The sequence below is a fragment of the Leptolyngbya sp. 7M genome, assembly GCF_018128485.1.
In genome coordinates this window covers 4,735,841-4,756,531 of sequence record NZ_CP070897.1, presented here as the reverse complement: position 1 = coordinate 4,756,531, position 20,691 = coordinate 4,735,841, and the positions used below count along the sequence as shown (strand labels likewise).

Annotated in this window: 26 protein-coding genes and 1 tRNA gene; 14 read left to right on the top strand and 13 right to left on the bottom strand. The window is 50.5% G+C overall.

What is annotated here, in order from left to right:
• Positions 1-2: 2 nt before the first annotated feature.
• Positions 3-1,082 carry an endonuclease/exonuclease/phosphatase family protein gene (locus JVX88_RS24495; RefSeq protein ID WP_211621124.1) on the bottom strand — a complete coding sequence of 360 codons (1,080 nt, stop codon included), beginning with the start codon at positions 1,080-1,082 and terminating at the stop codon, positions 3-5.
• A gap of 307 nt (positions 1,083-1,389) precedes the next feature.
• Here JVX88_RS24495 and JVX88_RS24490 point away from each other — a divergent pair, with 307 nt between their 5' ends.
• From JVX88_RS24490 to JVX88_RS24475, 4 genes are all read left to right on the top strand, one after another.
• Complete coding sequence (locus tag JVX88_RS24490) at positions 1,390-1,686, top strand: hypothetical protein (protein WP_211621121.1); 297 nt, start codon at positions 1,390-1,392, stop codon at positions 1,684-1,686.
• Positions 1,687-2,126: 440 nt separating this feature from the next.
• The gene (locus JVX88_RS24485; protein ID WP_211621118.1) at positions 2,127-2,957 is read left to right on the top strand and encodes a CheR family methyltransferase; all 831 of its coding nucleotides are present in this window, start codon (positions 2,127-2,129) and stop codon (positions 2,955-2,957) included.
• Entirely contained in the window at positions 2,957-3,523 is a 567-nt protein-coding gene (locus tag JVX88_RS24480) for a chemotaxis protein CheB (RefSeq protein WP_211621115.1), read from the top strand. Before JVX88_RS24485 ends, JVX88_RS24480 begins: the two co-directional genes overlap by 1 nt.
• Before the next feature lie 23 nt (positions 3,524-3,546).
• Entirely contained in the window at positions 3,547-4,809 is a 1,263-nt protein-coding gene (locus JVX88_RS24475; RefSeq protein ID WP_211621112.1) for a D-alanyl-lipoteichoic acid biosynthesis protein DltD, read from the top strand.
• 549 nt (positions 4,810-5,358) lie between these two features.
• On the opposite strand, the gene JVX88_RS24470 is transcribed toward JVX88_RS24475, so the two are convergent.
• The 4 genes from JVX88_RS24470 to JVX88_RS24455 form a co-directional block, all read right to left on the bottom strand.
• A complete protein-coding gene (locus JVX88_RS24470) occupies positions 5,359-6,312 on the bottom strand; it encodes a hypothetical protein (protein ID WP_211621109.1) in 954 nt (317 codons plus the stop codon).
• Positions 6,300-7,511, bottom strand: a complete 1,212-nt coding sequence (locus JVX88_RS24465) for a sigma-54 dependent transcriptional regulator (RefSeq protein ID WP_211621106.1) — start codon at positions 7,509-7,511, stop codon at positions 6,300-6,302. Before JVX88_RS24465 ends, JVX88_RS24470 begins: the two co-directional genes overlap by 13 nt.
• A gap of 180 nt (positions 7,512-7,691) precedes the next feature.
• Positions 7,692-8,078, bottom strand: a complete 387-nt coding sequence (locus JVX88_RS24460; protein ID WP_211621102.1) for a hypothetical protein — start codon at positions 8,076-8,078, stop codon at positions 7,692-7,694.
• A gap of 166 nt (positions 8,079-8,244) precedes the next feature.
• Positions 8,245-8,544 (bottom strand): hypothetical protein, encoded by a 300-nt coding sequence (locus JVX88_RS24455; protein WP_211621100.1) that lies wholly within the window; start codon positions 8,542-8,544, stop codon positions 8,245-8,247.
• A gap of 213 nt (positions 8,545-8,757) precedes the next feature.
• On the opposite strand from JVX88_RS24455, the gene JVX88_RS24450 reads away from it, so the two are divergent.
• Positions 8,758-9,270, top strand: a complete 513-nt coding sequence (locus JVX88_RS24450) for an LpxD N-terminal domain-containing protein (protein ID WP_211621099.1) — start codon at positions 8,758-8,760, stop codon at positions 9,268-9,270.
• Here the strand turns inward: JVX88_RS24450 and JVX88_RS24445 are convergent.
• The gene (locus JVX88_RS24445) at positions 9,164-10,393 is read right to left on the bottom strand and encodes a serine/threonine-protein kinase (protein WP_211621097.1); all 1,230 of its coding nucleotides are present in this window, start codon (positions 10,391-10,393) and stop codon (positions 9,164-9,166) included. The genes JVX88_RS24450 and JVX88_RS24445 overlap by 107 nt on opposite strands.
• A 140-nt stretch (positions 10,394-10,533) precedes the next feature.
• Complete coding sequence (locus JVX88_RS24440; RefSeq protein ID WP_211621095.1) at positions 10,534-11,223, bottom strand: WD40 repeat domain-containing protein; 690 nt, start codon at positions 11,221-11,223, stop codon at positions 10,534-10,536.
• A gap of 34 nt (positions 11,224-11,257) precedes the next feature.
• Between JVX88_RS24440 and JVX88_RS24435 the strand changes: the two genes are divergently transcribed.
• Positions 11,258-11,515, top strand: coding sequence for a helix-turn-helix domain-containing protein (locus JVX88_RS24435; protein ID WP_211621093.1), 258 nt, complete (start codon positions 11,258-11,260; stop codon positions 11,513-11,515).
• On the opposite strand, the gene JVX88_RS44375 is transcribed toward JVX88_RS24435, so the two are convergent.
• Positions 11,500-11,598 (bottom strand): DUF29 domain-containing protein, encoded by a 99-nt coding sequence (locus JVX88_RS44375; protein ID WP_263975627.1) that lies wholly within the window; start codon positions 11,596-11,598, stop codon positions 11,500-11,502. The two genes, JVX88_RS24435 and JVX88_RS44375, sit on opposite strands and share 16 nt — an antisense overlap.
• A 197-nt stretch (positions 11,599-11,795) precedes the next feature.
• Here JVX88_RS44375 and JVX88_RS24425 point away from each other — a divergent pair, with 197 nt between their 5' ends.
• The 5 genes from JVX88_RS24425 (at position 11,796) to JVX88_RS24405 (ending at position 15,464) form a co-directional block, all read left to right on the top strand.
• Positions 11,796-13,124 carry a pentapeptide repeat-containing protein gene (locus JVX88_RS24425; protein ID WP_211621090.1) on the top strand — a complete coding sequence of 443 codons (1,329 nt, stop codon included), beginning with the start codon at positions 11,796-11,798 and terminating at the stop codon, positions 13,122-13,124.
• Positions 13,125-13,931: 807 nt separating this feature from the next.
• Complete coding sequence (locus tag JVX88_RS24420) at positions 13,932-14,303, top strand: NAD(P)H-quinone oxidoreductase subunit M (protein WP_036005219.1); 372 nt, start codon at positions 13,932-13,934, stop codon at positions 14,301-14,303.
• Positions 14,304-14,495: 192 nt separating this feature from the next.
• The gene (locus JVX88_RS24415) at positions 14,496-14,963 is read left to right on the top strand and encodes a 4-Cys prefix domain-containing protein (RefSeq protein ID WP_211621087.1); all 468 of its coding nucleotides are present in this window, start codon (positions 14,496-14,498) and stop codon (positions 14,961-14,963) included.
• Between the two features lie 89 nt (positions 14,964-15,052).
• Positions 15,053-15,193, top strand: coding sequence for a hypothetical protein (locus JVX88_RS24410; RefSeq protein WP_211621084.1), 141 nt, complete (start codon positions 15,053-15,055; stop codon positions 15,191-15,193).
• Complete coding sequence (locus JVX88_RS24405; protein ID WP_211621081.1) at positions 15,156-15,464, top strand: GTP-binding protein; 309 nt, start codon at positions 15,156-15,158, stop codon at positions 15,462-15,464. Before JVX88_RS24410 ends, JVX88_RS24405 begins: the two co-directional genes overlap by 38 nt.
• A 180-nt stretch (positions 15,465-15,644) precedes the next feature.
• Here JVX88_RS24405 and JVX88_RS24400 read toward each other — a convergent pair whose 3' ends face one another.
• Complete coding sequence (locus JVX88_RS24400; RefSeq protein ID WP_211621078.1) at positions 15,645-16,178, bottom strand: hypothetical protein; 534 nt, start codon at positions 16,176-16,178, stop codon at positions 15,645-15,647.
• A gap of 770 nt (positions 16,179-16,948) precedes the next feature.
• Between JVX88_RS24400 and JVX88_RS43260 the strand changes: the two genes are divergently transcribed.
• The 3 genes from JVX88_RS43260 (at position 16,949) to JVX88_RS24385 (ending at position 17,599) form a co-directional block, all read left to right on the top strand.
• Entirely contained in the window at positions 16,949-17,116 is a 168-nt protein-coding gene (locus tag JVX88_RS43260) for a hypothetical protein (protein ID WP_211621076.1), read from the top strand.
• Positions 17,095-17,176: transfer RNA gene (locus tag JVX88_RS24390), tRNA-Leu, on the top strand. The genes JVX88_RS43260 and JVX88_RS24390 overlap by 22 nt, the downstream gene beginning before the upstream one ends.
• Positions 17,177-17,317: 141 nt before the next feature.
• Positions 17,318-17,599 carry a hypothetical protein gene (locus JVX88_RS24385; RefSeq protein ID WP_211629101.1) on the top strand — a complete coding sequence of 94 codons (282 nt, stop codon included), beginning with the start codon at positions 17,318-17,320 and terminating at the stop codon, positions 17,597-17,599.
• A gap of 9 nt (positions 17,600-17,608) precedes the next feature.
• Here JVX88_RS24385 and JVX88_RS24380 read toward each other — a convergent pair whose 3' ends face one another.
• The 4 genes from JVX88_RS24380 to JVX88_RS39020 all read right to left on the bottom strand — a co-directional run bounded on the left by JVX88_RS24380 (position 17,609) and on the right by JVX88_RS39020 (position 20,690).
• Positions 17,609-18,355 carry a creatininase family protein gene (locus tag JVX88_RS24380; RefSeq protein WP_211621072.1) on the bottom strand — a complete coding sequence of 249 codons (747 nt, stop codon included), beginning with the start codon at positions 18,353-18,355 and terminating at the stop codon, positions 17,609-17,611.
• Between the two features lie 461 nt (positions 18,356-18,816).
• Positions 18,817-19,725, bottom strand: a complete 909-nt coding sequence (locus tag JVX88_RS24375; RefSeq protein WP_211621068.1) for an anti-sigma factor family protein — start codon at positions 19,723-19,725, stop codon at positions 18,817-18,819.
• The gene (locus JVX88_RS24370; protein ID WP_211621065.1) at positions 19,722-20,264 is read right to left on the bottom strand and encodes a sigma-70 family RNA polymerase sigma factor; all 543 of its coding nucleotides are present in this window, start codon (positions 20,262-20,264) and stop codon (positions 19,722-19,724) included. The genes JVX88_RS24375 and JVX88_RS24370 overlap by 4 nt, the downstream gene beginning before the upstream one ends.
• Before the next feature lie 105 nt (positions 20,265-20,369).
• Positions 20,370-20,690 carry a hypothetical protein gene (locus tag JVX88_RS39020; protein ID WP_225931866.1) on the bottom strand — a complete coding sequence of 107 codons (321 nt, stop codon included), beginning with the start codon at positions 20,688-20,690 and terminating at the stop codon, positions 20,370-20,372.
• Position 20,691 lies beyond the last annotated feature (1 nt).

Genomic DNA, 20,691 nt, shown 5'->3' with positions numbered 1-20,691 from the left:
TTTCAATAAGTTAGCACCACTGACACCGGGCGGTGATCGCTCGGACGATCGCCGCGTTTGCGTTGTGGCGTTGTCGCGTCAAACTGATTAAAAGCCGCGAGTTCAACCCGGCATGATCCTGCCTTTACTTTAAATTTTCCTCCCGCTCGCCAGACCTCCGGTGAGATCAGCACATGGTCGATCATTTCGTGTACGATCTGTCCGTTCTCTAGCGGATCGGGAAAACTTACGGTGAATGAATTACCGATCGTCGCCGGCGTCATTGCGTGTTTGAAGAAAGTGTCAGGCTCCAGAAAAGAACCCACGAGTTCATCAAGGATGTTGTGGATCAAAAATTCACGCTCGATAAGTTCTGCGTATGCACCGTCATTCAGGTCGCCGAGGATAACGCACCCGTCGGGCGGGTTGTTTCCGGGGCCAAGATCGGCGACGGCCCACTCGCGAAGCCTATATATCTCTGCCGAAAGTTTTTGACGGACAAGCAAGGCATCATTGATCGCCTCCGGAATTCGATCGAACCATTGCTGCGGTGTTTTCAGCTTTGAGAACTTAGATTTCGTGTGGACATTTATAAGCCGCAGGGTCTTTTTCGCCGAAGGCTTGAACGTAAGAACGAGGGGCCGGCGATCAAACTTGTGCTCCTTGCGATCCGATTCGGCGATCTTGCCCCACGGGTAGAAGTTGATGCCGGAGCGAAGTCCTAGCGTTTCCGCGCCGTCATGTGCGAATGACGTTACCTTATTCGCGATCGATCTGTGAACTAATGCATGCAGCGTTTGGCTTTTCGGATTTGATGAGTGAACAACGAAATCATTGTTCAAATACTCCTTTACAAAAAGCTCCATCTGATCTTTCCTCGGCGGTCCTTCCTGGACCATCAGGATCTTTGGATCAACCGCCCTTATGACCCCCGCGATACGACTGCAAAGTGCCGGAACGTCTTCGATCTTTGCCAATTTGATCCCGCCGATCGAACGACCGGGAAAGGTTTGCGGCATTGTGCCATCCCAGTCATTCCACGTCCCGCCGAAGAGAGAGAGCATCCATTCGATATTCCACGTAGCTATTTTCAGTTCAGGCATAGTGTTCCTCTAAGCTGTCGATGCCTTGTCGGCTAAGGGCATAGTTGCCAATGAATGAGTTTGGTATCACGAATTGGGATCCAAAGCTTCAGTAGAGGCTGAATTTAATCTGTTAAGCACGTCGAGTCAACAAAAATCTTGTGAACGAAACAGGTTAAGGCTGCACACTATATCGTTATTTTTGGCGTATTGTTTTATGACACATTAGACGTAATCTATTGAAAACACTAGCACGGAACAGAGGTTGCAAGAACCTATCGCATTGAAAATTAATACCGCACGTTAATGTGAAAAAAGGGGAAACGTTATGCGATCAAAAATAAAACAGGTTTCGGTGGCTTTAACGGCGCTGGCATTATTGCTCATAGTCGCGTCGAACGATGTTGTCGCTCAAGGCCGAGGCAAGGGACGAGGGGGCGATGATCGCGGCGGACGACAAAATGTTGAGCGACCCGGTCCGGGTTGGGATCAACAACGTTCCGATAAAGAGGCTCGCCGGCAGCAGGCTGAAAGCGACCGCCGTTCACGTATGCAGCAACAGCGGTCCGACTGGGAGTCACGCCGGCAGCAGGCTGAAAGCGACCGCCGTTCACCAACGAGTTGATTGATACTACGATGGGAAAGAAGGGCAATAACTGTAAAAATAGTTAGTCCCAACGCGAAACTAGCTCCGATCTTCGTTCCGATTTTTAAGCGATTCAACATGTTGTGCAATGAGTTGTGCAGTAAAACGATAGTCTTGGAACAGGGAAAGGAGATACCCAATCAAGTATCAAGTAATGCTTTTCAATTTTGACAGAGGTTGAGCCGGTTAGGGCACTCTAGCTAAACTTAGTCTATAGATAGTCCTAAGATAGCCGTCTAGCTCCCCCTAGAAGACTTGTCTAAGGCTAGGATGACAAATAGCTCCAACCTAACTCCATAGCTAACCTCTTTAAAGTATCTCTAAGGATAGATTCTACCTTTGAGTGAGTCTAACTTGATACCTGCGATAGGGGCAGAATGTTGGAGATAAAGCTACGCTGCTACCTGATGTCTGTGGTTATGAATGTGTCACAGCCAAACCTGGAAGATATTGAACTTCAGCTATTACTTGAGGGGATTTATCAATACTATGGCTTTGATTTTCGCAACTATGCGGTCTCATCCTTAAAGCGGCGAATCCGCAAAATTTTGCATGCCGAAGAATTAGCCACAATCTCTGAGCTGCAAGCTCGCATTCTTCATGATCCAGATTGTTTAAAGCGTTTTCTCCTCGGCATCACCGTTAATGTCACGTCTATGTTCCGCGATCCGAGCTTTTTTCTAGCATTTCGGCAAAAGGTGATCCCGTTGCTGCGCACCTATCCCTATATCCGGATTTGGCATGCTGGCTGTTCAGAAGGGCAAGAAGTGTATTCGATGGCGATTCTACTTCAGGAAGAAGGGCTGTATAACCGCTGCCGGATCTATGCTACTGATGCCAATGAAATAGTGCTACAAAAGGCCAAGAGCGGTATCTATCCACTGGGCTTGATGCAGCAATATACTCAGCTTTATCTACAAGCGGGCGGGAAACAATCTTTTTCGGAATACTACACCGCCGCTTATGACAGCGCCATTTTTCGAGCCACGCTACGCGAAAACATTGTCTTCTCGCAGCACAATCTAGCAACCGATCGGTCCTTCAACGAATTCAATATCATTCTCTGTCGCAATGTCTTGATCTATTTCGACTCGGTGTTGCAGCAACGGGTGCATCAGCTTTTCCACGAGAGTCTCTGCACGTTTGGGATTTTAGCCTTAGGACGGCAAGAATCGCTCCGACTCAGCCCTTTTGCCGATCGCTACGAGGATTTAGACAAACGAGAGAAGATCTACCGGAGGTTGGACTGATGGCGTCGCGTCTGGTTGTAGTCGGTGCTTCCTTGGGAGGAATGGCCGCTTTGAAGGTACTGCTGCAAGGACTAGCACCCGCCTTTGCTCTTCCTATCGCAATTGTGCAGCATCGCCACAAAGATTCCGCCGATCAAATCATTGGTTTTTTACAGCGCTCCACTAGCTTGACAGTGAAAGAAGTAGAAGACAAGGACCAGATTGCTTCTGGCTATGTTTACCTAGCTCCGCCAGATTATCATTTGCTGATCGAAGCAGATCATTTTGCCCTATCCACTGATGAACCCGTTTCCTATGCTCGTCCTTCGATCGATGTATTGTTTGAATCCGCTGCTGATGTCTACCGCGAACGCACGATTGGCATTATTTTGACGGGTGCCAATCAGGACGGAGCGGCTGGAGCCGCAGCAGTGAAAGCCTGTGGTGGTCTGGTTTTTGTCCAAGATCCCAAAACGGCTCAGAGTCCAGTCATGCCAGAGGCTACGATTGCTCGCACATCAGTGGACGAAATTTTATCATTGCCAGACATTGCAGCCCGATTGAATCAGCTTTGCTGTATTCCATAAACCTTACTGATTGCGAAGTCGATTTGATCAGGCAACTCTGCTTTGACTTTACTCGCTCTGAGCCAACTCCGCTGAACGATGCATCCGCCAAGCCGGCCCGGTTAGCCTACACGCCCCGCAGCCAAACGGCTCCACTGATTACGGCAGAAATTTTAGCTGAAGCCCCGTCCCTGCCCAGCTTTAACAGTCCGCTGCTCGATGAAAAACTCCAGCTCTATTATCGATTTGTAGAGGAGTTTGGTCCGCCGGATGTGCTGATTGTCGGCAGCTCCAGAGCGCTGCGAGGGGTTGACCCACTGGCGCTGCAAAATGCCTTGGCCGATCTGGGCTATGACGATGCTAAGGTGTTCAACTTTGGCATTAATGGCGCCACCGCTCAGGTTGTGAACCTATTGGTGCAGCATATTCTTACCCCCGAACAGCTTCCCCGTATGATTGTTTGGGCCGATGGCGCACGGGCCTTTAACAGCGGTACGGTTGATGTCACCTACAACGGCATGGTAGCGTCGCCCGCCTATCGCGAACTGTTGGCCGGAACGCTCGCCATTCCCCGCAGCTCAACAGAAACCGCTACTCCAGCCGCCCAGCCCAGTATCAACACCAGCTTGACCGATAGCTACCAGTCGATCGACCGTTGGTTGAGTCAGCAAGTGGGTCAACTTACCGGCAGGCAAACCGATCGAGACCAGTTGAAACATTGGCTCCAGCAGCAGATGGTTCGCCTGTTGCCCGGTGATGCAGCGGATGTGGCATCCGTGGCGGATGATGCGGATTCACGGGTGAGCGAAATTCTCAAAACGGGCCAATCCCTACCGGATCAAACCGGCTTTTTGTCGCTGGCGACCCAGTTTAACCCGGCCACCTACTACCAGAAATATGCCAGAGTATTAGGCGCATACGATAGTGACTACGAAAACTTCCGCATTTCCGGCAGCCAAGAAGCGGCGCTGCAGGCACTGTTAAAGTTCACCGCAGCTAACCAGATTCCGGTGGTGTTTGTTAATCTGCCCCTGACTGAGGATTACCTCGATCCGGTGCGGCTGGAATACGAGCAGGAATTTCGCGACTATATGGTGCAGCTCAGTTTGCAGCAGCGCAACTTTGTCTTCCGCGACCTGAGCGAACAATGGACCACGCAGTACAGCTACTTTTCCGATCCAAGCCACTTGAATCGCTATGGTGCTCATGCGGTGGCGATGAAGCTAGCTCAGGATGCCAAAATTCCCTGGCTGAAGCCGCAGGCTACAACCTCGCAGATGGTGACAGAAGCGGAGTATGGCGGCTAGGTTTCTGTGCAGTTGTTGCTCATTGGTTAGCGTTTTGCCAGCCTTGCCAGTATAAAAATCTCTGCCCCCATAGCCAAACAGGTCGAAATCAAGTTACATTCATAGGGAATTGGTTCAACAAAGATCCAACCTCTCTGTGAGATCCCAGCCGGTATGAGCCATTACCGACAGGCCGTTAGCCGAACCCCTTTGAGCCGAACGCACCTGAGTCGAAGTTCATGCAGCCTTACTCAGTCCTGCGGTTGGCCGATAGCAGAATCGCCACTGAGACGCCTCGCTCTTCATGCCTCTGGCAGTTTTGCCCTGTCTAAGCAGGAGGCTCTTGTCCGTTAGCCCTCACCGACCTAACTTCCAGGAGGCTGAGGGATGCCAACCAGCCTTCTCGGTTCTAGTGTCTAAAAACTTGTTGCCCCTGCCCTCTGTGCCCGTTCAGTCGAGTCCGGAGGGCATTTGGTTAACAAACGATTTGCTGTTTCAATATCAGCGCTGTCAGCGGCGAGCATTTCTAGAGCTATATGGTGATCCAGAGCAGCGAGACCCGCCGAGCGATTATGTCGTCAAGCTGCGGCAAGATAGTTTAGCCCATCGGCAAACCGTCCTTAGGGAGGAAACGACCCACCGGCCCCAATATCCAGCCAGAGACTGGACTGCAGGAACAGCTTCTGCATTCAGGACAAAACGCGATTTGAATTCATAGGCGAGACTGACTTGCCAGTTCCCATCGGGCTGGCGTTGGACCTGCAAATCGGGCGTGATGGTAGGAGCTGGAGTGTAGCTGAAATTACGACCGGGTCGCGGCTCTAGGGCTTGAATCTGGCGGATCGCCTGTTGCAGTTGGACTAGCGTAGTTTCAGCCGGAATTTGCTGGCGCTGTTTCAAGCGTTCAAGCAGGGCAAATAGCCCAGTCTCAGCAGCATTCATACCGCTTGCCAACTCGTCGAGATGATCGCGCACTAGCACAGTTGCCAAACCAACTGGCGTATCGACCGGTGCAGCTTGCCCATCTTGGAGCTGAAGCAGCAGACATTCTTGCAGCGAGCGGGCACCCACTCCAGGCGGATCCAGGGATTGCAGTAGCGGCACCACTGCCTCCAGCTCTTGGGGATGCCAGGGGGTACCCGCCGCCCACAGGCTCGGCGATTCTTCTAAATAACCCGCAGGAGACAGCCACTGCATCAAAGTCAACAGCTTTTGTCGCTGCGAGGCTGAAATAGACAGAGCCGCGATTTGAGCTTCTAGATGGGACTGCAACGATTCGCTGGCCGCCGCTGGTTCGTAATAATCGGGCAGCCAGTCATTGATCAACGGCTCAGAGCGGCCCTCAGTTGTGACAGTATCGATTAAGAAGGGATTTTGTTGGGCCTCGGTTTGCAGTTCCCGCAGAATTTGTTTGTGATTTAACGGCAATAACCGCACTAGTTGACGCAGGCTTGGATACAAAACGGCCTGTGCTTCCAAACGCGGTTCGAGCTGGGGTGAGGGAGCAATGCTTATAGGTTCCACTGCTGACGTTTTTGTGAAAAGGTTTCTAGATCCAGTCCTAAAGCAACGTGGGGTTGATGTGGGTAGAGGGCAAGCGCTCGACGGATCAGATCCTGCTCTAGCTGGGCAGTGGCTCTGGCCAAGTTCAAATCGGGTTTAGGCTGCTGAACAAATACCAGATGCTCTGGCAGCAGCGTGCGTCCGCCTGACAAAATCACAGCCCGCTCTAGGGTGTTTTGCAGCTCGCGCACATTACCGAACCAGGGATGGTCGCGCAATTTGGTCATAGCTGCTTCGGTAATTGCCAGTTTAGGCAGGTTATGCTGTAGGGTCAACCGATTGAGGAAATGCTGGGTCAATAACTCCAGATCCTCCAGCCGGTCGCGCAAAGGTGGCAGATCGATCCGCACCACATTCAGCCGATAGTAGAGGTCTTCCCGAAACTGCTGCCGCTGCACCATTTGCTCTAGGTTGCGATTAGTAGCGGCAATGATCCGCACATCGACGGTGCGAGTTTGGTTACTGCCGAGGCGTTCAAACGAGCGATCTTGCAGTACGCGTAATAGTTTGCCTTGGGTCCCCGGACTGAGTTCGCCCAGTTCATCTAAAAAAATCGTGCCGCCGTTAGCTTGTTCAAATCGCCCTAGTCGCAGATGATCGGCTCCGGTAAAGGCACCCTTTTCATGGCCAAACAGTTCGGCTTCCAGCAGATGTTCGGGCAGAGCCGCACAGTTAACTTTCACAAACGGACTGCGGCTGCGACGGCTGGTATTGTGCAGCATCGAGGCGACCAGTTCTTTCCCCGTTCCCGATTCGCCTAAAATCAACACGGTTGTATCAGTTTGAGCCACACGGCCAATTAACTTGAATACCTCAGCCATTGCTGCCGATTGTCCTAGCAGTTCGTCTTGATTCAGCACTCGCGGGTCAGCGGTTTGGCTCACGGTTGCGATTGCTTGACTATGGCTAAGGGCTTTCTCCGTAATGTTCAGCAGTGTGTCTAGCTGAAACGGTTTAGTAATGTAATCATAGGCTCCTAATTGCATCGCTTCGATCGCCGTTCGTCCGGTTGGAGCCGTTAGCAGCTCGCCCGCCTTACCGCGAATACCGTCGGTACCAAATAGCCGCGAAGCCGGTAGATTGAGGCTTCCCCAGCCCGTACCGAGCGAAGAAACCGGATGAGAATCTCGCCAAGAATTGCCAGAAGCAGATAGAACCATATTTGTTTTTACTCCTAACACCACACTCACAGCGGAGGATAACACGTCTCTCCACTTTAGGTACATTTAACTAATGGATACTCTTTTTTGCAATTGTTCACACTACAATTTGGGCCAATCCGATTCCGGAAAGCTAGATTAAAGCCTTAAAAAACCAGGATGAGATGGCAAAGCTTAAAGTTAGGACTGTAAATTTGCCCTAGCCTGAACATTCTGGCAAATCTGACGCCACTGGGCTAAAACATCCTTTTCCAGCAGCCGATCGATCTGATATTCCAACCGATTGAAAAAGCCAGCCTGACTTTCCCGGCAAACGGTTTGCAAACTGGTTTTCAAATCACTGTTCTCTTGAGTCAATCTGGCAATTGTGCCTTTCTGTTGAGTGCTAGCAGATTGCAAACTGGCAATTTCCTGCCGTAACCGGCGATTTTCTACTTCTAGACGGCTAATTTTCTGCTGCTGGAATGTATACACCCCATAAGCCGCTGCACCTGCAACCAACAAGCACCCTATCCCTTCAATCATATAAGGCCAAAAGGCAGCCGGTTTCGATTCAGCCTGGCTCATATTAACAGATCATTAATAGTATTAATAACGATTTATTCACATGATATCAAATAAGATGTCAACGGCAATCTAATTGAACAATTGCTGTTCAACTAGATAGAACCTATATGCAATGTGAATTAATTAGTTTCAGGACAGCGTCAGCTAGTTCAGCCGCGCACCTCAGTCAAACCCCAACCTCTTGCAGCAACACCTCCATTTCAGATAGGGATAGTCCCTGTTGAATATAGCGAGGCGTCAGCGGATTGTAGGGGCTTTGCAGCCGATCAATCGCAATAATCTGCGTTCCTGCTGGCAGCATTGGCACATCTGGATCAAAGTCGGTGGGCCGCATCAGCGAACTGGAAAAGCCCTTGAAGATGGTGATTTGATCCGGTTCTCCGTCAATTTCTGCCGTGACGATCAGCACTTCCTGGGGACGCTTCAGGGTGTACTGCTCTAACCGATAGCCGATAGTCTGCTTCACAATTGATTCTGCAATGGTTACGAGTGGACACCTTAATTGTGCTAGAACCAGCGCTAGGTTTTAAGCGGCTCACTTCGCTCAACCAGACAAACATTTAGATTCAGTAGTTCGACCTGTACTAGTTCGACCTGTACTAGTTCGACCTGTACTAGTTCGGCCTGCATTCCTAATTTTGTTGATAATTAACTACGAACAACTTCAGCCAGTGCCGGAATGAAATTTAGCCAGTTGCTCCAGGAATTACAAATCACAGACCAGCACAGCCTCTTGGTGGATCCGGCTCACGATCCGGTTTTAACCGGGTTGGCAGCGATTGATGAGGCCCAGCCAGGAAGCCTCAGCTACATCGAAGGTGGTAAGTTCGCCAGTCAGATTCACCACACCGGGGCGAGTGCCGTGATTCTGCCCCAGGATGCCAAACTGCAACAGCAAGCCAGCCAACGCCAGATCGCCTGGATCAGCACCGCAGAACCCAAGCTGCTGTTTGCCAAAGCCGTCCCGCTGTTTTACCAGCCCTTTCAGCCCGAACCGGGCATCCATCCAACGGCAGTGATTCACCCAACCACTCAGATCGGGCAGGAGGTGTCGGTCGGGGCCTACAGCGTGATCCAGGCCAATGTCAAAATCGGCAACGGGGTTTGCATTCATCCCAGTGTCGTGGTCTATCCCGATGTACAAATTGGCGACCGGACCGTACTTCATGCCGGCTGCGTGAAATTCCAGTGATGATAGCAGCCCCAATTGCGCCTAGGCAAGTAAGCAGCATGGCTGCTGTCAGCAACGTATATAAACGACTATAGGTTGGAGTATGTTCGGAATGACGCAATGAGGCGGGGCTAAGCACTGGAGCGACCTGAGGAGCGACCTGAGGAGCGACCTGAGGATCCGCCTCGACAATTTCGCGGAGGGCTTGGCTGAGCTGGCTCACCGAGGCATACCGATCTTGGGGAGCTTTTGCCAAACAGCGCATTACAATTGCCTCCAGATCTGGAGGAATCTGCTCACCGCTCGGATGGGCACAAAACGGTAGGGGTGTCTGCGAAAGATGGGCTGTTAGCCAGAGTCGTTCGGGCACTTCGCGATGGCGAAAATCAAAGCCAAACGGATCGGATCCCGTCAGCATCTCGTACAGGATCACGCCTAAGCTGTAGATATCGGCTTGGGCATCTAAATCTTGACTTAGCTCTAGTTGCTCTGGGGCTGCATAGTGCCGAGTGCCGAGAAACATATCGGTTGTGGAGGCCGCCATCTGCTGAATGCTGCGAAGTTTAGCGACGCCAAAGTCAATGATTTTAACCAGATCGCCTAACGCAGTTGGCACTAAAAAAATATTGTCTGGCTTCAAATCGCGGTGGATCACGTTCGTCCAGAGGTCAGAGCCAGCTTCCGGATTCCAGAGCATGATGCCCGCATGGGCTACCTGTAAGCCAGCGCAAATTTGGATGGCAATGGTGCAAGCTTGCTCAACCGGCAATCGGGGATGGGACTCCAACAACTGGCTTAATGGTTGCCCCTGAAGATACTCCATGACATAAAACGGATATCCATCAGCCGTGACACCATAGTCGCGAATTTGAACGATGTGGGGACTCTTCAGTGCTGCACAAATAGCACACTCTCGCTCAAACCGCTGGAGTAGCTCCGGTTCGGCCAACAGAGATGCTTTGAGTAATTTAACGGCCACCGTTTGATTAAGAGAAGTGTCTATTGCTACATACACATCGCCCATGCCGCCGCCGCCAAGATACTGCTGCAAGCGATAGCGATGGTTTTCACCGAGCAAGCGACCCGTGAAGTTTGGCTCATCCAGCGCGTCTGTCAATTCCTGATCGCCTGTCTGAATATCCATGCTCGTTTCTCCCGCTCACGGTTGCGACAACAGCTAGCTTTCGTGCCCGCAGCAAACGCATGTATCCTCAAGGATCATGTACTCCTAAGAATATCGCATTTAGCAGGATTGACAAAATCGCTAGACGATTGTTGCAACCATCACTGACGCCAAAGTATAACGGTTTGATCTCGGCTGCCGCTGGCTAATGTTTTGCCATCTGGGCTGAAGGCCACCGAGAGCACCCAATCGGTATGACCATAAAAGGTGCCGATGGCGTCTGGGCTATTGACATCCCAGAGTTTAACTAACTGATCACGACTGCCGCTAGCAAGGGTTTGTCCATCGACATTAAACGCCACGCTAAGCACGCGATCGCGGTGCTCGGTAAAGGTTTGCAGCAGTTCACCGGATGGAATCTGCCAGAGTCTGACCGTTTTAACCCAACGGGCGCTGGCGAGGGTTTGACCCTCTGGCGCGAAGGCAATCGCCCTGACGGTATCGTCATGTCCGGTTAAGGTTTGCAGCAAGGCTCCGGTTTCAGCGTTCCAAAGCTTGATTGTGCGGTCTTGGCTGGCACTGGCTAGGAGCGGCTGAGTGGGGCTAAAAGCAACCGCAAACACCCAGTTCGTATGGCCTTCTAGCGTTCGTTGCAGTTCACCAGTTTTCAGATCCCAGAGCTTAATTGTCTGATCGGTACTGGCGCTAGCTAGCGTGTTGCCATCCGGACTGATCGCCACGGACCAGATCGCCGCTTCATGGCCGCTGAGGATGCGTAGTAGCGCTGCCTTTACAGGATGTTCGTAATTACAAACGTTATCATTTCGAGTCTTGTTTGTAAACACAAACATTTACTTGCTTATGTTCCTCTGACACTATTGGGGCATGGGGAAGGCAGGGAAAGCGCTCAGGCAGGTATTAGAAACCTATAGAATTAGCCAAAATCGGTTGGCGGTAACGATGGGTATCAATCGTTCTACGGTTTACCAATGGTTTAAGGAAATAACCGATCCCTCAGCCGAATCCGTGACTGAAATCGTCAAAGCCCTGCGCCAACTAAACGAAACGGCGGCAGAAGACTTTATTAATCTGTATCTAGAACGCACTCCGCAGTCTGACCAGGCGGATCACTCCGGCAAATAGTCCAAATCCAGTACCTGTTCTGGAGTAAACGGACAGTCGTTGGGAAACTCGCTGATTGGCTTGTCGGTTTCGACTGCGGCCAGTTTACGCGCGGCCTGATAACTACAGATGAATCTTTCCTTGATTTTGCCGCAGTTTCATAAGAGCCTATCGCCGTGATCGGCATGTTTTTTAATGAAGCGGGCGATCTATTGTGGGTCAGTCAGGGATATTCTGATCGAGTGCAGCCGTCAGTGTCACATCGTTGAAAACCGTTTGCTTGAGACGCTATTTCTCATGTTTGGCAAAAACCTGTTGGTCAGAGACCTCTGGGTCCGGCGGCTCAATGCGGGAAGTAAACGCTCACGGCCACCTGTTCTGGTTCTCGCCCGTTGCTGGATTAGTCTCTAGTCTGATTGAACTGGTTCTGCTGCTGAGTATCTTGATCGGAGGTAGCAGCTTCTGGTATTCCCAGCCTGCTGTGGCTGCTGTTGCTCTGCCGGAACGCACACCCCTGACGCTGGAGCTGTTACAGACACGACTGAAATCACCAATGCAAACCGAGGGCATCCGCACGCTGGATTTGCGTCAGCTCGTGATTGACCTGCGCCCCGAAAATGCAGCCTTCCGCGACCAGTTTTACCACCTGATTCAGACCCAGATTCAGCGATCCCAGGAGCCGCTCGGCCTCGATCTCAGCTACTCGGTGATCCAGGGAGAATTTAAATTCAGCGATTTGGGCCTTCGAACTCCGCTGTATGGTCAGTCGCTGTTGCCCATCTTTAGCGAAGCAGAACAAGCCCAGCTCGCCCGCGATCGGCGGCGACTTTCTCAGTTGAGCCAGTTGTCACGGTCGCTGTTAGTACAGTCCCAAATTGCCCCGTTGCAAATTACTGTGCTGCGGGCACCGCTGCTGATGGTGCAGACTCGGTTTGAGGGCTTTGTCAATTTCACCAATACTTTCTTTCTAGGCCGGGTGGAAGCGCAGGGAGCCACTTTCGCCCAAGAGTCGGATTGGTCCGAGACACGATTTAGCCGTTCCGCCAACTTTGCCAATGCCGTGTTTCAGCGTGATGTACGGTTTCGTAGCGCCATTTTCTTTAATCGCGCCCGTTTTAATCAAGCGTTGTTTCAAGGAACGGTCAATCTTCAAAGCAGTGAATTTCGCGCCTCAGCTAGCTTTAACCAGGCCCTATTTCAACAGGTTGCCAATTTCACCCGCATCCAGTGGCGAGACACCGCCGATCTGTCTGTCACCCGTTGGCGAGACACCGTTTTGTTTGACCGCGATCAGTTTTTCCAGGCGCTGTTTCTGAGTGAAGCCGTGTTTGAAAGAACCGTCAGTTTTCGGCAGGCCGAGTTTGATCAAACGGTCAATTTACGCGGAGCCACGATTCTGGATCAGGCCGACTTTGCCGATGCCCGCTTTGCTGAACGGGCCTACTTGAATGTGCCGAATTTGCAGTTTGATCCAAGACTGGCCCGTATCCTGGGCGATCCAGGCAAAATTGGTCGTGTGTTGTCAGTCCCGACGCTGCAAGGCAACGAAACCCTGTTGCGACCACCGACTCCATGCTGTAAACCGCCGTGGTTAATTCGCTGGCTCCCCGCACTTGCTGCACGACCGTAGACCGCACATCGACTTTGGCAGGTGGCTCAGCTACCGTGAACCAAGACCGCAAGTTATTGAGAAACTGACTGCCCGTGTGCCATATCCCCATCAGGCTGAGAAAGCCTAACATCAACGCTCCGCCCGTTGCCATGAGGGACAGATTCTTGAACAAAAAGCCAAGCCATTGACCCGATTTTTTGCGCTCTGCCGCAATCGACAAATCCTTCGTTCGATCCACTGCCCAATCCAGGTTTCTGCGCTTCTGTTGAGTTTGGTTGATACCCATGCGAATCTTTCCTGTTGCACCCGTGGAATAACCGATGTCAATGAGCAAATCAATCAATGAGCAAATCAATCAATGAGCAAACAGCCTGTGCGAACCCATCCAGAGTGCCCTGATTCTGGTTTTGGATAACCCAACCGTTTGCCACCCTTTAAGATTCTACAGATCTGTCATTTTCCTATAGTAGGGAAAAATTAATAGAATCGGCAGTTCGATAAAGTGTTGATAAAACTTTGATCGCCTGATTCAAAAGCTAGGTCAGGTAGTCGCCGCAATCAAAATGGCAGCAACATAGCTGTTAATAGAACCCATAAGAAAGATATAAGAACCGCAGCTCAAGCTGGGAAAACCTTTGTAGTGCGCCTGATTGAAGCGATAGCTAACCCAACCCGATTAGAATCAACTGCAATGGTTGCTGTCCAGGGTTCAAAGATACTTGTAAGATAACTTTAAGAAACTAGATTCCTTCCAGGCTCAACCTCAATTCAACTTCTAGTTCACACCGTCTACAACGAATCTGTCTACAACGAAACTGACACCCTATGCTGCTCAAGTCCACAACCCGCCATATTCGGATCTTTACTGCCGAAATTCAGAATGACGAGCTGGTTCCCAGTGAAAATAAGCTGACGCTCGATGTCGATCCGGATAACGAACTGCTGTGGAATGATGATGCCCTGCAGCAGGTATATCGCAAGTTCGACGAATTGGTAGCAGCCTACGACGGAGCAGACCTCACTGATTACAACCTGCGCCGGATTGGTTCGGATCTGGAGCACTTTGTGCGCTCTCTGCTCAATGCTGGTCAGGTCTCCTACAACCTGAATAGCCGTGTCCGTAACTATAGCCTGGGCTTACCACGCTTGGCTGACGACGGCAGTTCGAGCGATCACCTGGCGATCAAGAGCGAGTAAGAGCTGCTCGGAAGGCTGGTTAGGGTTTTGAAATTTAAAACTCCTTCAGGTTTGAATAGCCAGGAAGCAGGTGGCCAAGGCAAGTAAAAGCAGGCAACCCGTAAGTTATGTTGCACAAATCTGGCTGGGAAGAGCATGATCCAGCTATGGGCGTCTAAGATATCCTGGTAAGACTGTCGTATTCCTGGCTTCATGCAAAACGCTGCGGCAATGCTCTACTGCCCTAACCCAACCTGTCAAGCAGCCAATTCAGAAGATCAAAAGTTTTGCCAGAAGTGTTCCACGCCGCTGCCCCACCGTTATCTGTGGGCCTTGGGGGAAAGCGCTTCCGCCTATCGGGCTGGAGATCTAGTGGCCGAGCGCTATCTGTGCAAGCAACCTTCTGTATTTCTCGATACAAAGCCAGGTTTACTGTCCGGTACCTATCAGGAACTGCCCGAATTCCTTCTGCCCTATCTGCGGCTAACCTCCTATCCACTGCATGTTCCCCAAATTTATGATTGGTTGCCAATCGGCACGGCCACCACTGGCATGGCCCTGCTTGACCATGTGCCGCTTTGCCCAACCGATACTTGGATTGAGCGCCAGCTGCCTGGATTGCCTGCCGCGTCCGAGCCAATTCAGCTTTTGCCAGCTTTAGCCGCCCAATGGAAAGGGTGATCAAAACGCAGCTTGGAGTCGGGTAGTTTTGACAATTCAGCATCAGGCGCTTCAACTGAAGACATCCCCACCGTCCACGAGGTAACGTCATGGCTCCTATCGAGGTCTTAAACCAAATTTCCGATGTGATTTGGGAGATCCCGGTCTCATACAAAGACGGAATGCGGGTACCGGCGCGGATTATGGCACTGTTTGCAGCCATCCTCGCATCATCATCAACCGGAATTTGAATCCTTTAGCTACACCTCCCAGGTCGTTTACGATCCTACTTGTTTCACTGAATTCGCCGATTCTCTCAGTCCTGCGGTTTACCGCGCCAAAGGGTTTGTGCAATTTCCCGAAGGCACCTATCTGTTCAATTTTGTCGCCGGACGCTGGGATCTAGAACAATTTGAACCTGCCTCAACCGAACTTGTCTTCATCGGTAAACAAATTACTACGCACCGATCAGAAATTCTTGAACGGTTAAAAATATGTGAACAGGCAGAAAGTAAAATGTAAATCCTTATGCCACACTCAAACTCGGTAAATTTATTACGGAATATATCTAACTCTGATTCCGAGCATCTTCAATATGACGCTATTGCCGACACACCTTTAACCCAAAACTCAAAACATCTCCTGCGGAGACGCTACGCGAACAAAACTCATTTATGCTATGCCAACACCTGGGTCATCGCCTTATCGTTTATTCTCGATCCGTTGCCGCAAACCCAAACTATAACGGATGGAACGAATGTTGGTGAGAAAATGAAACGGACGCACAGATGTATTGAGGAAACCAGGCGCACGCAGGAAAATTACATGGCCGGGATTGGTATCGAGTAAAACAGCATTCGTCCCCTGACGGTCATCACAGCGATAAAATTCGGCTTGCCCACTCAGGTTAACCAGGGCAATCAGGTTAATTGCTCTCAAACTGTCTCGATGGGGAGTGATGCCGAGCTGACCGGGGGCATACCGTTGCAGCACCAGTTCCGTGAATTGCAAGGGGGTACTAAACGGATAGTCATCCAGCCGAGCGCACGCCTGATCCATCAAGCTCTGAAATGCCTGCTTAAATTCTGGATATAACCCAACTTCCGGAAACTGGTTACAGGCACTATAGTCAGTTCTGACAATGCGGTCGCCAGTGCCAATGGTTTTTACCTCCGGTTCGTAGTCAAAGCCCTCTGCTGCTTGCTGAAGCGCCTGCCTCGCTGATTCGGTCAACAAAGGAATAGATACCGCGCCTTCAGTTGCTAGGACATGAATCAGGGAATGAATATCAAGCGGAGCGATGAAGAAGGAAGGACCTCCGAATTCTATACCTCCAGCATAGCGTCAGCGAGGGATATTAATTGACGAGAGTGCTGCCCGCGACCAACAGGTTGAGCTGCGCGAACGACAGCGAAGAGGATAGACAGGGTTGGTCTCAACATGCGGTGTAAATAAAACAACTATCTAAAGATAGAAATTTGCAGTATTAATCACAAGAACTTGTCACGAATTGATGACACAGCTACTTCAAAACTAGATTTCGAAACTTTATTTAAAGAATCTATAAAGATGAAAAGTTTCTCATGACCGTCATAAAGGTCTGTTTGTAAATTGAGGATGTTCGCTGAACTTAATAAATTTCCATTGATGTTTCGATACTTCTGATGTTTCGATACTTCTGATGTTTCGATACTTCGGTATCCCATCTGGAGTAATTTCAACTGGAGTAAGAGTAAGCATTACTACCTTCTAAATTGCTGCTGTGCAGAGTAGGTGCGTTCATGAATTTGACGGATCAAACTTTAGTTCACACCAACTCCATAACCGCGGATTCCATAGTAGATCCCACTGTTTCAATCTGATTGACTGACAAAACGAGATGAGGCTGAAGCGAAAGCTGGGAGGGAAGTGGAGCCTCACCGGCTCTGGCCTCCCAGCTCAATCTGGACGCCTTCTTAGCCCAGGCCCGCTCCTACGACGATGCCAACCTGGATGAGTTGGGCAAAATGCTGAAACAAATGCAAACTGCCCGACTAACCCATCCGGTTCCGGTCCTACGAGCGCGAGAAATCGATCGCTGGTCTAGCAGTCAAGACTATCAATCGCTGCTACAAAAACGCTCAATGAGCTATAATGGGAAAGTTGACATCCAGGGCGGATGGCGAAATTGGTAGACGCACCACACTCAAAATGTGGCGACTTCGGTCATGTCGGTTCGAGTCCGACTCTGCCCATTGCTTTTCAGAGCATCTTCAACGGCTGACAGCCGTATTTTTTTAGTATGGAAATTACGGAATGCTTAGCCGTTTGGCTGAAGGAATTCCTAGTTACGATCTAAATGCAGTGAAGGCAAATAAACGAAGGCAGATAAGCTTATGAGCCAGCGCTTAAAACGATGGGAATCGCCACGTCGAGAAGGGCGAAACGATAAAGGCCGAGGCGGCAGTGCCCGACAGCGTCAAAAACAAAAACAGCTCAAGGCACTGAGACAAAAACTCAAGCAAACAGGTCAGCAAGCTGATGATCACGGAGGGAAGGACAGTAATGGTCTCTTCCCTCTTCGATTTTTTACCTCTTCGGTTGTTCAGCTCCATCAACAGACCGAGTGTGGGCTGCCCACTACCAACCCCGCTACTGATGAACAATGGCTCGCTTAGTTGTCTGTCCTAATCCTGCGCCAAGAACTCTAAATAACTGCTGCTCAATTCCTTCACGGCTCGCTCATAGAACTGTTTGCCATGCTCAGGCGTAGCTAGAGCTGGATTAGACCCCATGCGTCCATCGGGATAGCGCCGGCGAAAGTCAGCCGCACCGTAAATCGGATGGCCCGAAGCCGCCTCTGGTGACAACTCCGCCTGTTTAATCGCTTCAGGATAAACATATTGGGTCAAGGCAACTTCGCTGGGCGTAGCATGAGACCCTTCCTGATTGCCGTATAGTTCCTTTGCCAACTGATAAACTGAACTGCACATAAACCAGTTGGCTAGACGACACTGCACCCGATCGCTATTGGGTAGATTCAGGTCGGCTAATACAGCATAGGTCTCGGAAAAGGCGGCTTTGAGAGTTGCCATGTTGCCGCCATGCCCATTGATAAAGAAAAACTTGGTAAATCCAGCCCTAGCCAAGCTAGTGAGATAGTCACGGATCACCAACATCAGCGTACTGGGGCGCAGACTGATACTGCCCGGAAAGGCAGTGTGGTGTAGAGCCATGCCCACATTGATTGTCGGGGCTACTAAAGCCTGAGTTGCCTCCCCGACGCCACGAGCAATCGCCTCAGCGCAGATCGCGTCGGTGCCAATTAAGCCGGTCGGCCCATGTTGCTCGGTGGAACCGATAGGAAGAATTAAACCCGAAGAGTGGTTCAAGTAGGCTTCGACTTCAGGCCAGGTACTTAAATGCAACAACATAATAGTCAATCAGGAGTTAATCAGGCCAATCAGGCCAATTAGCCATTGAGCTAGTGAGGTTTGCAGCCATTTTACTAAGATCTGTGAAGTTAAGCACCGTAAAGCGGCTGTAGACCTGGGACAATCCCCAAATTTTCTCTAATCTCGTTAGAATGGTAGGTAAATTTTAGTGCCTTCTGCAGCATCAGTGGGATAATCTTACTAAACTTGGAGGAAGGCCAATTCTACTCCTCACTCGCTCGGACCGGTGAACTCTCTTGTGAACTTTTGTATCGTTTTTGTGTCGAACGACTTGTCTCATCTCTTTCAGATCGTGCCCGTTTCCCGGCTTCCAGGTCTGCTGTATCTGGGGTCCATTGAAGGTTGCTAGCGTCACTCAACGCTTATGCAGTTTGATGGGCGATTTACCCTGAAGATCTTGTCCCGAAAATTGATCATTTATGTATGCCTTTTAAGCTATATCAGCGAAGGCTCGCCATCAGCTCGTCACGCTGCGCGGCCGAGTTCAATAGATCTACCTTGTCCTGATATGCGGAATACAGCATTTGTCTCGCAGCTTGATTCCGCGGATTCTTCCGTACGACCTCACGCATTCGTTTGATCGATTCATCCACTACCGCGAGATCCCGCTGCAACGCAACCTGGCTTGAAGCCCTGAACGAAACGGTTTGAGCTGAAGCATTCTGTTCAAGCTCTGCAATTGTCTTTATGTAGCTTTCCTCGCCCGGCAAGTACTGATAGTTCAAATACTGCGGAGCGGGACGCTGTGCGGTCTGCGACCGCTGTCCGCGTGCAAGCCGGCGCAACTCATCCGCAGGAAGATTTGAAACATGCACGGGAGCAATATTTCGGGTCGCCGAATGTTGCTCGACCTCAGATACACCAGAAGGGACCTGAGGCGGCACCGAAACCGACGTAGATGACTGCACATCTGAAGATAACGTTATCGGAACCTGCTGTCCGGCGGTCTGAGCTGTCTGAGAGGCAAGTTCTTCAGGAACGTCCTTTGTCAGAAAAGAGACTGACACGATACCAACGACCAAAAGAACCCCCGCAACCGCGGAGAGCGCTGGGTTGAGCAGAGGTGCAAAGATGGCCGCTCTTAACCTTGACCAGACCGATACGCGGGAAGCCTCAGTTTCAATAGATTCACTGATCTTAGCCCAAAGCCTTTGCGTTGGAACAAGCGCATTCATCTCACGGTCAAGCGCCGCAAAGACCAACGAATTCTCATCTTCCGCCGCCGCGAGAAGTCGCGCACATTCTTCACATAAAGATACGTGGCTAGTCGCTGCCGAAAATTCGGAAGGCGATATTTCGCCGTCAATATATGCCTGAATGGCTCCTTCGTTTAGACAATCTTTGCTCATATGACCTCTTTATCGGTCGTGCCGTAAAACTTCTTGAATTCAGACCTTGCCCGGGCAACAAACGTTCCGATACTGGCTTCGTTCAGCGAAAGACTCTCCGCGATCTCTTTATACGTCAGACCCTGCTGCTTCAATATAAGGCAACTTCTTAAAGGCTCCCGAACCATCTCAAGAGCCCGCTGAACTTCGCTAAGTTCGGCCTTCTGTTCAAATTCTTCTTCAACCGAAACAACGCCATTTTCAACTAATTCTTTGACGTATTTTTCATCACGCGTGTTCGCTCTTATGTTTCCGCGAACAACGTTCTTTGCAAGGTTCATCGCGACGCGGATCAGCCAAGGCCGAAGCATTTCAAAATCCGTGATCGAATCAATATGCCGATAAAGCCGAATGAACGTTTCCTGTGTTACATCTTCGGCCAGTCCCGCATCGCGCACGATCGACCGTGCGGCCCTAAAGACAGTTCGATGGTGAAGCGAGAACGCCTCCTCAAACTCGATCCTGTCTTTTGCCGCGGCGGCCGATGTTTGCTCGGACATCAAGTCCACAATGATTTCCGAAGAATCTCTCATTTTTCAGCATCGATCAATACCTTTCACGATAAAGATACACCACTAATGACCGATTTATGACACCGGAACGGGTCAAACCGACAATATATCAAGGTCAAGATCCGGATGAGGGCCGATCTGTCCCGTAAAGGACGTGGAAACGACATAGATCTGGCTCCTTACAGGTTCCTTTGCGATCAGGTCCAGCCCCGGAAGTTCGGCATTATCAGCAGGAGCTTCAACATATTCCGCCTCTACGAAAGAGAGCCTGCGAAGACATTCATAAAAATGGCGACTTCCAATGCCAAAATCACCCTTAATCTTGCCGATAATAAGACGTGTTTCCGCTTGTTGATCAGCGAAATAGGCAAGCAGCGATGCAGCTGCCGAAAGCTGAAGTGGCAGCCTGAACATC